Genomic DNA, 12,266 nt, shown 5'->3' with positions numbered 1-12,266 from the left:
AACCCCGCCACGCGACGCCGACTCCCCCCGGGAGAAGGGCTAGCGCAGCCGGAACCCCGGCCTTCGTCCGGTGAAGAGCCCCGCCTGCCGTTCCGTCGGCAGATTGCCGAGCGAGACGAGCTGCGGGGCGTGCGCGAGGGCCTGCGCGCGGGCCGCCTCCTTGGCGAGCCACAGTGCCCGTACGGTCCCCTGCACGGCCTCGGGCGGATACGAGGCGATGACGGCGGCGCACTCGACGGCCGCGTCCAGCGCGGCACCGGGCGGGGTGAGTTCGGACACCAGGCCCACCTCGTGGGCCCGCCGCGCCGAGATCCGCTCGGCGGTCCCCATCAGCGCCATCCGCGCCACCTCGCCGAACGGCATCCGCTGCGCCATGTGGACGGACTCGTAGGCGCTGACCATCCCGTAGGTGGTGTGCGGGTCGAAGAAGGTCGCCGTCTCGTCCGCGACCACGAACTCCGCCTCGCCCAGCAGGTAGAAGGCGCCGCCGCAGGCCATCCCGTTGACGGCGGCGATCACCGGCTTCCACAGGTCGTTGGCCTTCGGCCCGATGGTGAGGAGGGGGTCGTCCACCATGAACGGGGAGCCCGGCTGCGGCACCGCCGCGTCCCGGTCGATCCCGGTGCTGAAGGCCCGCTCCCCGGCGCCGGTGACGACGACGGCCCGCACACCGTCGTCGTAGCGGAAGTCCCGCCAGGCGGCCGAGAGTTCGGCGGCGGTGCCGAGGTCGATGGCGTTGAGCCGGGCGGGCCGGTCGATGGTGACGACGGCGACACCGGTGTCCTTGTCGGCGCTGACGCGCAGTCCGCCGCCGCTCACGGCCGCTCCAGGACCCAGCGGGGCACGGACACCCCGTCGACCTCGGTGAAGACCGCCTGCACCCGCGCACCGATCCGCAGCCGCTGCGCGGGGACGGAGTTCAGCGGGGCGTCGGGGGCGGACACCAGATTGCCCACGAGACGGATCCGCGGAGCGTCCGCGAGCTCCACCACGATCGCGTTGTACGGCGCCTGTTCGGCGTAGGCGGGCAGCAGCGGGGGGTGCGGGACGACGTACGACCACACGCGCCCCCGGCCGCTCATCCTGCGCCATTCGCTCGCGAAGGAGTGGCAGTGCGGGCAGCAGGGCCGGGGCGGGAAGCGGAGTTCGTCGCAGTCGGCGCAGGCCTGGACGCGCAGTTCGCCGTGCGCGGCGTACTGCCAGAAGGGGGCGCCGTCGTCGTCGGGCACGGGGGAGAGCAGGCTGTCGGACATCTCAGCTCCTCAGCAGAAGGGCGGAGGTCGGGACGCCTTCCCCCGCGGTGACCAGGCAGGTCGCGGCCCCGGGTACCTGTGCGGTGCTCGTGCCGCGCAGCTGCTTCACCCCTTCGTTGATGAGGTTGAAGCCGTGCACGTACGCCTCGCTGAGCCCGCCTCCGCCGGTGTTGACCGGCAGCCGCCCGCCGATCTCCAGCGCGCCGCCCTCCGTGAACGCGGCGCCCTCGCCCCGCGCGCAGAATCCGTAGCCCTCCAGGGAGAGCGGTATGAGCGGGGTGAAGGCGTCGTAGATCTGCGCCACGTCGACGTCCTCGGGGGTGAAGTCGGCGTGTTTCCACAGGTGTCGGGCGGCCGTCCAGGCGGGCCCGGTGAGCGGGTCGTCGTTCCAGTAGTTGACCATCCCGTGGTGCTGGGCGGGCAGGCCCTGGGCGGCGGAGTGGACGTAGACGGGCCGGGTGCGGCAGTCGCGGGCGCGTTCGGCGGACACCAGGACGCAGGCCAGCGCGCCGTCGGTCTCCAGACAGTTGTCGAAGAGGCAGAGCGGTTCGCTGATCCACCGGGAGGTCATGTACATCTCGCGGGTGAGCGGGCGTTCGTACATGATCGCGGCGGGGTTCTGGTTGGCGCGGTTGCGGCAGGCGAGGGCGACGTTGAAGAGGTGGTCGCGGGTGGCGCCGTACTCGTGCATGTACCGGCGGGCGAGCATGCCGATCTCGTCGGCGGGGCGCAGGAGTCCGAACGGGCGGGTCCACTGCGCCGGGGTGGGGAGCTGGACGGTGGTGTTCTTCCAGGGGCGGGGGCCGGAGCCGCGTTTGCGCGACCGCCAGGCGACGCCGACGGTGGCCTGCCCGGCGGCGATGGCGGCGGCCAGGTGCGCGACGGTGGCGCAGGAACCGCCGCCGCCGTAACCGACCTTGCTGAAGAACGTGAGGTCACCGAGGCCGACCGCCTTGGCGACCTCCACCTCGTCCGTCTCCTCCATGGTGTAGGAGGCGAGCCCGTCGACCTCCGAGGCCGCGATGCCGGCGTCGTCGAGGGCGGCGAGGATCGCCCGGCAGGCCAGGGCTTTCTCGGACTCCGGGAGGTGTTTGGCGAAGGGGGTCTGCCCGATCCCGACGACGGCTGTGGCGTCCTTGATCCCCGGCATGGGTGCACCTCCGCACAAGGTCCCGGCTGCTGACAGGGCGTCAGGCTACAGCTAATCTGACGGACAGTCAGCTAGTGGTGTGCGGGCGGGAGGTACGCGATGCGCGGTGACCTGGAGTGGACGAGCGTCCCGGGACTGGTGCGGTCGGCCGCGGAGCGCTTCGCGGACCGCGAGGCGGTCGTCGACGGCCGCACGCGCGTCTCGTACGAGGAACTGGGCGCCCGCGTCGAACGCGCGACGGCCGCCTGCATGGCGAACGGGGTGGAGCCGGGCGACCGGGTCGCCGTCTGGGCGCCCAACACCCTCGACTGGATCGTCTCCGCCCTCGGCGCCGTCGGCGCCGGTGCCGTCCTCGTCCCCCTCAACACCCGCTTCAAGGGCGCGGAAGCGGCCTACGTCCTGTCCCGGAGCCGTGCGAAGCTGCTGTTCGTCACGGGCACCTTCCTGGGCACCTCGTACGTGGCGTCGCTGCGCCGTGCCGTCGGGGAGGGCGCCGGATCCGGTCCGCTCCCGGGCCTGCCGCACCTGGAGCAGGTGGTGGTCCTCGCGGACGACGCCCCCGCCGACTTCCGCACCTGGAAGGACTTCCTGGCCGAGGGTGAGGGCGTGGGCCGGGACGACGTACGGCGGCGCGAGGATGCCCTCTCCGGCGCGTCACCCTCCGACATCGTCTTCACCTCGGGCACGACCGGCCGCCCCAAGGGCGCGCTGATCACCCATGCGCAGACGCTGCGCGGCTACGCGATCTGGAGCGACCTCGCGGGCCTGCGCGAGGGCGACCGCTATCTGATCGTCAACCCGTTCTTCCACACCTTCGGCTACAAGGCCGGGATCATCGCCTGTCTGATGCGCGGCGCGACCATGGTCCCGCAGCCGGTGTTCGACGTGGACACCGTGCTGGCGAACATCGCCGCGGAGCGCATCTCCGTCCTCCCGGGCCCGCCCACCCTCCACCAGTCCCTGCTGGACCACCCGTCCCGGGACACCCACGACCTCTCGGCCCTGCGCCTGGTGGTGACGGGCGCGGCCGTCGTCCCGCTGCGCCTGGTGGAACGGCTGAAGTCGGAGCTGCGGATCGACACCGTGCTGACGGCCTACGGTCTCTCCGAGGCCAGCGGCATCGTCACCATGTGCCGCAGGGGGGACGCCGCGCCGGTGATCGCCGCCACGTCGGGCAGGGCCATCCCGGGCAGCGAGGTGCGGGTCGTGGACACCGCGGGAGACCCCGTCGGCCCCGGCACGCCCGGAGAGGTCCTGGTCCGCGGATTCAACGTCATGCAGGGCTACTTCGAGGACCCGGAGGCCACCGCCGCGGTCCTGGACCCGGACGGCTGGCTCCGCACGGGGGACGTCGGCGTCCTCGACGAGGCGGGCAACCTCCGCATCACCGACCGGATCAAGGACATGTTCATCGTCGGCGGCTTCAACGCGTACCCCGCGGAGATAGAGCAGCTGATCGGCCTGCACCCGGACGTGGCGGACGTCGCCGTGATCGGCGTCCCCGACGGCCGCCTCGGCGAGGTGGGCAAGGCCTACGTGGTCCGCCGCGCGGACTCCACCCTGACCTCCGACGACCTCATCGCCTGGTCCCGCCGAGAGATGGCCAACTACAAGGTCCCCCGCGCGGTGGAGTTCGTGGCCCACCTGCCGCGCAACGCGAGCGGGAAGGTGGTCAAGGGGGAGCTGCGGGGCCGCTGACGGACGGGCGGGCCGGCCGGCGTCGTGCGGACATGCCTCGGCCGCGACGGCTCCCCCTCCGCGCCGCCGCGGCCGATCCCCGTTCCAGGCAGTCCTCAGTCGCGGCGCAGCGCCGGCGGCACGGGAGCGTGGCTGTCCATCGTGGTCACGCCGTCCTTGGCCGGCGGGGCCGGGGCGTGGCTGTCCATCGTGGTCACGGCGTCCTCGCCGGGCACGGGCGCGTGGCTGTCGTCCGTGGTGGCGACGGGGTCCTTGGCCGGCGGAGCGGGCGCGTGGCTGTCCATCGTGGTGGCGTCCGCGAGGTCGTCGGTCTTCTTCTCGTCGCTCATGGCTGGGCCCTCCCGTGAAGTTGAAGGTGTGCTGTGGGGAACGCCCGTTCGGCAACTCCCCCGTGGGTCGCCGAACGGGCGTTCCAGGGCCGCTCACCCTACAAGTGGGGCCCACGCCGATCCGTCTGCCCCCCGACGCGACGGGTCGATGCACTGAGACTGACAGCCGCTCATAAACGTTCGATGAACGCCGCCCGGGGGGCGGCTCAGGCGGCGGCGACGGGGCTGAGCAGAGCGCGCAGTTCGTCGGCCTCGGGGGCGCCCGCCTCCTCGTGGATGGTGAGCGCCTCGTTCCAGCAGGCGCGTGCCCGGTCCACCTGCCCGAGACCCTGCAACGACCGCCCGAGGAGGGTGAGGACGTTGGCGCGCATCCAGTCGCCGCCGATGCAGCCGGTGCTGAGGGCCTGTTCGGCGTGCTGGGCCGCCTTGCCGAGACCGCGGCCCGCCAGGTGCACCTGCGCGATGCGGAAGTGCGTGGTGCCCTCCCACAGGCGCTGCCGGTTCTCGACGAAGATGGCGAGCGCCTGGGTGAGTTGCTGCAGTGCCTCGACGTGGCGCCCGGCGTGGCTGAACGCGATCCCGAGCGCGTAGCGGGCGTTGGCGAGCCGGACGGTCAGGCCCAGCTCGTCGTAGATCGCGATGCCCTGCTGGGCCAGCTCGATGCCCGCCGCGGTGCGGTTCATGGAGACCAGCACACGGGAGAGGTTGCACAGGGCGCTCGCCTCGCCGGGATGGTTGCCGTCGGCGCGGAAGCGGTCGATCGCCTTGAGCAGGTGCGCCTCGCCGGCGGCGTGCTCGTTGCGGCAGATGGCGATGATGCCGAGCTCGTTGGGCGCGTTGCCGCTGGTCCAGGGGTCCATGGCCGCCTCGCCGAGGACGACGGCCCGATCCGCCTCGGCGGCCGCCTCGTCGAAGCGTCCCGCGGTGCTGAGCACCTGGGTGAGCGTGACCCGGGCGCGCCCGGCCGCGTGGGCGTCGTCGAGGGCCTCCGCGGCGTCCCGGGCGGCCCTGGTCGCCGCCTCGTACGCCAGGGAGCTGGCCCCCGATTCCGCGAGGTCCTTGGAGGCGAGCAGGAGATCGACCCCACGGCGCAGCGTGTCCGGGCCGAGCGACTGCTGGACGAACGCCAGGATGCAGGCCGCCTCCGCGTGCAGCCAGTCCAGCGCCTTGCCGTCGTCGGCGAACTCCTGCCCCTGCTGCCGGGTCACTTCGAGATGGTCCACGGTCCGGTCGCCGGGGCGCTCGATGGCGTAGACCGCCGTGGCCGAGGCCAGGTAGAAGTCCAGCAGCCGCGACATCGCCGCGGCGCGTTCGCTCGGCGGCTGTTCGTCGCGTTCGGCGCAGGCACGCGCGTAGAGCCGTACGAGGTCGTGGTAGCGGTAGCGGCCGGGCGCCGCGGACTCCAGGAGCGAGGTGTCGACGAGGGACTCCAGGAGGTCCTCGGTGTCCTCGACGCCCAGGTCGAGGACGGCGGCCGCCGCGGGCAGCGAGATGTCCGGGCCGTCGGCCAGGCCCAGCAGCCGGAAGGCGCGGGCCTGGGCGGGCTCCAGCTGGCCGTAGCCGAGTTCGAAGGTCGCCTTGACGGCGAGGTCGCCCGCCTGGAGCTCGTCCAGCCGGCGCCGCTCGTCGGCGAGCTTGGCGGCCAGGACGGACACGGTCCAGGTGCGGCGGGCGGCCAGCCGGGAGGCGGCGATGCGGATGGCCAGGGGGAGGAAGCCGCACGCGGCGACCACGTCCAGGGCGGCCTCCCGCTCGGACGCCACCCGCTCCGCGCCGACGATCTTCGTGAAGAGCTGGAGGGCCTCCTCGGGGGACATCACGTCGAGGTCCACGAGGTGCGCGCCCGCCAGGTCCACCATCCGCACCCGGGAGGTCACCAGCGCCGCGCAGCCCTCGGTGCCGGGCAGCAGCGGACGCACCTGTGCGGCGTCCCGCGCGTTGTCCAGCAGGACGAGCACGCGGCGTCCGTCCAGTACGGAGCGGTAGAGGGCGGCCCGTTCCTCCAGGGAGTCGGGGATCGCCGAGTCGGCGGTGCCCAGGGCCCGCAGGAAGGCCCCGAGCACGGTCTCGGGTTCGGCGGAGCGTGCGCCCGCGCCCTGGAGGTCCACGTACAGCTGACCGTCGGGGAAGGCCCCGCGGGACTGGTGTGCGACGTGCACGGCGAGGGTGGTCTTGCCCACGCCGCCGATCCCGGCGAGCGCGGAGACCGCCATCACGCTGCCCTCCGCGGAGGTGGCGGAGGCCAGGACCTCGCTGAGCTCCTGGACGAAGGAGGCGCGCCCGGTGAAGTCGGTGACGGTGGCCGGCAGCTGGGCGGGGCGCACCGGAGCCGCGGCGGGTTCGGCGGCCGGGGCGGACGGTTCGGCGAGGCCGGGGTCGGCCTGGAGGATGCGCTGCTGGAGCTCCTTGAGGCCCGCCCGCGGGTCCACGCCCAGCTCGTCGGCGAGCAGGCGCCGGGTGTCCGCGTACACCGCGAGGGCCTCGGCCTGGCGGCCGCTGCGGTAGAGCGCGAGCATCAGCAGTTCGCGCAGCCGTTCGCGCAGCGGGTGCGCGGCCGTCAGGGCGGTCAGCTCCGAGACGGCCTCCGCGTGGCAGCCCTGCTCCAGGTCCATGTCGAGGCAGGACTCCAGGAGTTGCAGCCGCCATTCGTCGAGCCGGGCCCGCTGGGTCTCGGCGTACGGGCCGGGTACGCTCGCGAGCGCCTCGCCGTCCCACTGGCCGAGGGCGTCCCGGAGCAGCTCGCGGGCGCGGCACAGGTCTCCGCCGCCGCGGGCCTTCTCCGCGTCGGCGGCGAGTTCCTGGGCGCGGGCGAGGTCCAGCGCCCCGTCGCCGAGGGACCGGATGGCGTATCCGCCGGACTCGCTGACCAGGACCTCGGTTCCCAGGGCCTTCCTGAGCCGTGACGCGTAGGTGCGGACGGCGGCCAGCGCCTGGGAGGGGGGCTCGTCGCCCCAGAGGGCGTCGATGAGTTCGGATGCCGTGGCCGTGCGGCCCTCGCGCAGCAGCAGGGCCGCCAGCAGGGCGCGTTGTTGTGGTGACCCGGCGGGCAGGGCGTCGTCCCCGCGCCAGGCGCGCACCGGTCCGAGCACGCTGAAGCGCAACGCCGCCGATCCCTCGGGACGCCGCTGCTCCGGTACCCGCGGCACACCGACCATCGCTGTCCCCCTGCCGAACCGTCAGTACAACGAGGCCAGTTTGCCTTGTTCATGGCGGATGCGTCAGCCGTGGGAGACGGCTGTCACAGGGCGCCGGACGGGACACCACAAGGTCCTCACACAGTCTCCTCACATGTCCGCACACAATCGCCCAGTCCACAGGCGGCTGCACGGGCGGTTCGACAGAGAGCTGACGGGTCGTCAGATCAGCGCTACCGTGGGCCGTATGGAGACCACGCAGAGCAAGGCGGGCCCTTCGGGGACCTCCGAAACGCCCTTCCCGAAGATCATCTCGGTGGACGACCACACGGTGGAGCCCCCCGACGTCTGGCGCGACAGGCTCCCGGCCAGGTACCAGGACACCGGCCCCCGCATCGTCCGGGCGCCGCTGAAGGAGATGACGTTCCTCGGCGGGAAGTTCGCCCCGGTGATGGGCGCCCCGGGCGACGACGGTCCGGTCGGCGACTGGTGGGTGTACGAGGACCTGCACCGTCCGCTCACCCGCCTCGACACGGCCGTCGGGTACTCCCGCGACGAGATCAGGCTCGAAGTCATCACGTACGAGCAGATGCGACCAGGCTCGTACGACGTGCCCCGGCGCCTGGCCGACATGGACGTCAACCATGTCCAGTCCGCTCTCTGCTTCCCCACGTTCCCGCGCTTCTGCGGCCAGACGTTCACCGAGGCCAAGGATCGCGAGCTGGGCCTTCTCGCGGTGAAGGCCTACAACGACTGGATGGTGGAGGAATGGTGCGGACCGCAGGCCGCGGGCCGCCTCATACCGCTGACCCTCATTCCGCTGTGGGACGCCGAACTTGCGGCGGAAGAAGTACGGCGCAATGCGGCCCGTGGCGTACGCGCGGTGGCCTTCTCCGAGATCCCTCCCCATCTGGGGCTGCCCTCCGTGCACACCGACGCCTGGGACCCCTTCCTCGCCGCGTGCGACGAGACCGGCACGGTCGTCGCCATGCACATCGGCTCCTCCAGTCGCATGCCCTCGACCTCCGCCGACGCCCCGCCCGCCGTCGGTTCCACCATCACCTTCGCCAACTGCTGCTTCTCGATGGTGGACTGGCTGATGAGCGGCAAGTTCGAGCGCTTCCCGAACCTGAAGGTCATGTACGCGGAGGGGCAGATCGGCTGGATCCCCTACATCCTCGAACGGGCCGACGTGGTGTGGGAGGAGAACCGGGGCTGGGGCGGTGTCGCCGACAAGGTGCACCGGCCGCCGTCCGAGCTGTTCGCCGACCATGTGTACGGCTGCTTCTTCGACGACGCCTTCGGCCTGCGGAACCTGGACGCGATCGGCGTCGGCAACGTCCTGTACGAGACGGACTACCCGCACTCGGACTCCACCTGGCCGAAGTCCCGGGAGGTCGGCGAGGCGCAGATGGCCCATCTCGCACCCGATGTCGTCGAGCGGATCGTGCGGCGCAACGCGATCGACCTGCTGGGGCTCACCGAGGACGGCCTCTGGACGCCCTGAATACCGGCCCGCCTCTTGTCTGACGGTCCGTCAGCTACGACGATGGGCGGCAGCCCGAGCGACATGACGGATCGTCAGATGGGAGGGCGTGCCATGCAGGTGCTGCCCGAAGGACGACTGGCGTACGGGATGCAGCTCCCGGTCCAGTCGCAGAGCACGCTCTACGCGGAGGCGTGGGAGGCCTCGGCGGGCCCGGCCGACCTCGTCGAGATCGCCCGCAGCGCCGACCGCGCCGGTTTCGACTACATCGCGAGCTGCGACCACGTCGCCATCCCGCGCCGCCTCGCCGGGGCGATGAGCACCATCTGGTACGACCCCGTCGCCACCCTCGCGCACCTGGCGGCCGTGACGGAGCGGGTCCGGCTGCTCAGCCATGTCGCGATCGTCGGACTGCGGCATCCGCTCGTCACGGCCAAGCAGTACGCGACCCTCGACCACCTGTCCGGCGGCCGGCTCGTGCTCGGCGTGGGTGCGGGGCACGTGCGCGAGGAGTTCGACGCGGTCGGGGCCGACTTCGAGCGGCGCGGGGCGGTGCTCGACGAGACCGTGGACGCGCTGCGCGCCGCCCTCGGCCCCGAGGAGTTCCCCGTCCACCACGGCAAGCTGTACGACTTCGAGGGGCTCGGGCAGCGGCCGAGGCCGGCCCAGGACCGGGTGCCCGTGTGGGTCGGCGGCTCCTCGCCGGCCGCCGTGCGCCGTGCCGCGCTCCGCGGCGACGGCTGGCTGCCGCAGGGCGACCCGCGCGACCGGCTGCCCGCGCAGATCGCCCGGCTCGGTGAGCTGCGCGCGCAGGCGGGCATCGAGGACCCCCTGACCGTCGGCGCGATCACCGAGCCGCTGTACGTCGGTGAGCCGGGCTGGGACGTCGGGCGGCGCACCCTGCACGGATCGCCCGAGGTGCTCGCCGAGTCGCTGCGGGCGTACCGGGCGATGGGTGTGCACCAGATACAGGTGCGCTTCCGCAGTCGCAGCCGCGGCGAGCTCACCGACCAGATGGCCGCGTTCGGCGCGCAGGTCGGGCCCCTCCTCGGCTGAGGCGGGGCACGGTTCCGGAACCAGGAGGTGCGGCCGGGCCCGCCCTCGCCCGCACCCACCCCAACCAGGCAGAGCAGGGAGACACGGCATGGGCAAGCTGGACGGACGCGTCGTCATCGTCACCGGCGCGGCGCGCGGACAGGGCGAGCAGGAGGCGCGGCTCTTCGTGGCGGAGGGCGCGCGGGTCGTCGTCGCCGACGTGCTGGACGACCAGGGCGAGGCCCTCGCCAAGGAGATCGGGGCCCGCTACGTCCACCTCGACGTGAGCAGCGAGGACGACTGGCGTGCGGCCACGGCCGCCGCGAAGGACGCGTACGGACGCGTCGACGGGCTCGTCAACAACGCCGGCATCCTGCGCTTCAACGAACTGGTCGACACGCCGCTCGAAGAGTTCCAGCAGATCGTGCAGGTCAACCAGGTGGGGGTGTTCCTCGGCATCAAGACCGTCGCGCCGGAGATCGCCGCCGCGGGCGGCGGCACGATCGTGAACACGGCCTCGTACACGGGACTCACCGGCATGGCGTGGGTGGGCGCGTACGCGGCGACCAAGCACGCCATCGTCGGGCTGACCCGGGTGGCCGCCCTGGAGCTCGCGGCCAAGGGGATACGGGTCAATGCGGTGTGTCCCGGCGCCGTCGACACCGCCATGAGCAACCCCGCCCAGCTCGACCCGGACGCGGACCCCGCAGAGACCTCCGCCGCCCTCGACGAGCTGTACCGCAAGCTCGTGCCGCTGGGGCGCGTCGGGCGGCCGGAGGAGGTGGCCCGGCTGGCCCTGTTCCTGACCGGAGAGGACTCCTCCTACATCACCGGGCAGCCGTTCGTGATCGACGGGGGATGGCTGGCCGGGGTCAGCGTCATCTGACGTGCTGTCAGCTATTGACGGCTCAAGGGTGCGGTGCAACAGTCGGCGCATTGGATCTGACGGTCTGTCAGATAAAGACGTGGGGACGGTGAACCTCCTTGGAATTCGGGCTCTTTGTACAGGGATACGTGGGCAAGCGGGCCGAGACCGATCCGCTCGCCGAGCACAAGGCGCTGATGGAGGAGACCGAGTACGTCATCCAGGCGGACAAGTCCGGCTTCAAGTACGCCTGGGCGTCCGAGCACCACTTCCTGGAGGAGTACTCGCACCTCTCGGCGAACGACGTCTACCTCGGCTACCTGGCGCACGCGACCGAACGCATCCACCTCGGCTCGGGCATCTTCAACCCGCTCGCCCAGGTCAACCACCCGGTGAAGGTCGCCGAGAAGGTCGCCATGCTCGACCACCTCTCGCGCAACCGCTTCGAGTTCGGCTCGGGCCGCGGCGCCGGCTCGCACGAGATCCTCGGCTTCATACCGGGCGTCACCGACATGAACTTCACCAAGGAGATCTGGGAGGAGACGATCGCCGAGTTCCCGAAGATGTGGCTCCAGGACGAGTACGTCGGCTTCCAGGGCAAGTTCTGGTCGCTGCCGCCGCGCAAGATCCTGCCGAAGCCGTACGGGAAGTCGCACCCGGCCATGTGGTACGCCGCCGGCTCACCGCCCTCGTACGCCATGGCCGCCCGCAAGGGCCTCGGAGTGCTCGGCTTCAGCATCCAGAAGGTCTCCGACATGGAGTGGGTGCTGGAGCAGTACAAGACCGCGATCGTGAACGCCGAACCGATCGGCGACTTCGTCAACGACAACGTGATGGTGACGACGACCGCCATCTGCGCGCCCACCCACGACGAGGCCATCGACATCGCCGTCCGCGGCGGACTGCACTACCTGCCGTCCCTCGTCTTCCGCTACCACGACACCTTCCCGCGCCCCGAGGGCTTCCCCGTCTGGCCCGAGACGCTCCCCGAGTACACCCCCGAGTTCGTCGAACTCCTCATCGAGGAGGAACTGCTGATCTGCGGCGACCCGGACGAGGTGCTCACCCAGTGCAAGCGCTGGGAGCAGGCGGGCGCCGACCAGCTCAGCTTCGGCCTGCCGGTCGGAGTGCCCAAGGAGGAGACCCTGCAGACCATCCGGCTGATCGGCGAGCACGTGATCCCGAAGATCGACACGGATCCCGTGCACCGGACCACGCGGTTCCGGCAGAGCGCCTGAACGCCGCGGGGCCGCGGACCGCCGGGCGACCGCGGACCCCGGCGGCCGGCCGCGCAGTTCCCCGCGCCCCTTCGGGGG

General features: G+C 72.1%; 10 protein-coding genes. 5 read left to right on the top strand and 5 right to left on the bottom strand.

The genetic code is table 11. From position 1 onward, the window contains the following. Nucleotides 1-39: 39 nt before the first annotated feature. From ABEB03_RS12305 to ABEB03_RS12295, 3 genes are read right to left on the bottom strand one after another with little or no spacing between them, the layout of a single operon-like run. Nucleotides 40-819 (bottom strand): enoyl-CoA hydratase/isomerase family protein, encoded by a 780-nt coding sequence (locus ABEB03_RS12305; RefSeq protein ID WP_345646307.1) that lies wholly within the window; start codon nucleotides 817-819, stop codon nucleotides 40-42. Continuing rightward, nucleotides 816-1,241, bottom strand: a complete 426-nt coding sequence (locus ABEB03_RS12300; RefSeq protein WP_345647001.1) for a Zn-ribbon domain-containing OB-fold protein — start codon at nucleotides 1,239-1,241, stop codon at nucleotides 816-818. Before ABEB03_RS12300 ends, ABEB03_RS12305 begins: the two co-directional genes overlap by 4 nt. 13 nt (nucleotides 1,242-1,254) lie before the next feature. Beyond that, entirely contained in the window at nucleotides 1,255-2,403 is a 1,149-nt protein-coding gene (locus tag ABEB03_RS12295; protein ID WP_095935011.1) for a lipid-transfer protein, read from the bottom strand. Between the two features lie 99 nt (nucleotides 2,404-2,502). Between ABEB03_RS12295 and ABEB03_RS12290 the strand changes: the two genes are divergently transcribed. Beyond that, nucleotides 2,503-4,101, top strand: a complete 1,599-nt coding sequence (locus tag ABEB03_RS12290; RefSeq protein WP_345646300.1) for a FadD3 family acyl-CoA ligase — start codon at nucleotides 2,503-2,505, stop codon at nucleotides 4,099-4,101. A gap of 95 nt (nucleotides 4,102-4,196) precedes the next feature. On the opposite strand, the gene ABEB03_RS12285 is transcribed toward ABEB03_RS12290, so the two are convergent. Together ABEB03_RS12285 and ABEB03_RS12280 are read right to left on the bottom strand one after the other, a co-directional pair. Further along, entirely contained in the window at nucleotides 4,197-4,430 is a 234-nt protein-coding gene (locus ABEB03_RS12285; RefSeq protein ID WP_345646297.1) for a sigma-like protein, read from the bottom strand. A gap of 206 nt (nucleotides 4,431-4,636) precedes the next feature. Beyond that, a complete protein-coding gene (locus tag ABEB03_RS12280) occupies nucleotides 4,637-7,585 on the bottom strand; it encodes an AfsR/SARP family transcriptional regulator (RefSeq protein ID WP_345646294.1) in 2,949 nt (982 codons plus the stop codon). 226 nt (nucleotides 7,586-7,811) lie between these two features. Between ABEB03_RS12280 and ABEB03_RS12275 the strand changes: the two genes are divergently transcribed. The 4 genes from ABEB03_RS12275 to ABEB03_RS12260 all read left to right on the top strand — a co-directional run bounded on the left by ABEB03_RS12275 (nucleotide 7,812) and on the right by ABEB03_RS12260 (nucleotide 12,188). Further along, nucleotides 7,812-9,071, top strand: coding sequence for an amidohydrolase family protein (locus ABEB03_RS12275; RefSeq protein ID WP_345646291.1), 1,260 nt, complete (start codon nucleotides 7,812-7,814; stop codon nucleotides 9,069-9,071). Between the two features lie 93 nt (nucleotides 9,072-9,164). Beyond that, the gene (locus ABEB03_RS12270; RefSeq protein ID WP_425589228.1) at nucleotides 9,165-10,106 is read left to right on the top strand and encodes an LLM class F420-dependent oxidoreductase; all 942 of its coding nucleotides are present in this window, start codon (nucleotides 9,165-9,167) and stop codon (nucleotides 10,104-10,106) included. An 88-nt stretch (nucleotides 10,107-10,194) separates the two neighbouring features. Further along, nucleotides 10,195-10,971: an SDR family NAD(P)-dependent oxidoreductase gene (locus tag ABEB03_RS12265; RefSeq protein ID WP_345646285.1), complete on the top strand. Its 777-nt coding sequence runs from the start codon at nucleotides 10,195-10,197 to the stop codon at nucleotides 10,969-10,971. A 98-nt stretch (nucleotides 10,972-11,069) separates the two neighbouring features. Further along, nucleotides 11,070-12,188: an LLM class flavin-dependent oxidoreductase gene (locus ABEB03_RS12260; RefSeq protein WP_095935004.1), complete on the top strand. Its 1,119-nt coding sequence runs from the start codon at nucleotides 11,070-11,072 to the stop codon at nucleotides 12,186-12,188. Nucleotides 12,189-12,266: the final 78 nt, after the last annotated feature.

This window comes from Streptomyces siamensis (assembly GCF_039543605.1).
Lineage (GTDB): Bacteria > Actinomycetota > Actinomycetes > Streptomycetales > Streptomycetaceae > Streptomyces > Streptomyces siamensis.
The sequence above is the reverse complement of the archived record's forward strand: the minus strand, read 5'-3'. Positions and strand labels throughout refer to the sequence as shown.

Coding starts and splice junctions, on each gene's coding strand:
- ABEB03_RS12295 (WP_095935011.1), bottom strand. CDS start 2,403: ATGCCGGGGATCAAGGACGCCACAGCCGTCGTCGGGATCGGGCAGACC.
- ABEB03_RS12290 (WP_345646300.1), top strand. CDS start 2,503: ATGCGCGGTGACCTGGAGTGGACGAGCGTCCCGGGACTGGTGCGGTCG.
- ABEB03_RS12285 (WP_345646297.1), bottom strand. CDS start 4,430: ATGAGCGACGAGAAGAAGACCGACGACCTCGCGGACGCCACCACGATG.
- ABEB03_RS12280 (WP_345646294.1), bottom strand. CDS start 7,585: ATGGTCGGTGTGCCGCGGGTACCGGAGCAGCGGCGTCCCGAGGGATCG.
- ABEB03_RS12275 (WP_345646291.1), top strand. CDS start 7,812: ATGGAGACCACGCAGAGCAAGGCGGGCCCTTCGGGGACCTCCGAAACG.
- ABEB03_RS12270 (WP_425589228.1), top strand. CDS start 9,165: ATGCAGGTGCTGCCCGAAGGACGACTGGCGTACGGGATGCAGCTCCCG.
- ABEB03_RS12265 (WP_345646285.1), top strand. CDS start 10,195: ATGGGCAAGCTGGACGGACGCGTCGTCATCGTCACCGGCGCGGCGCGC.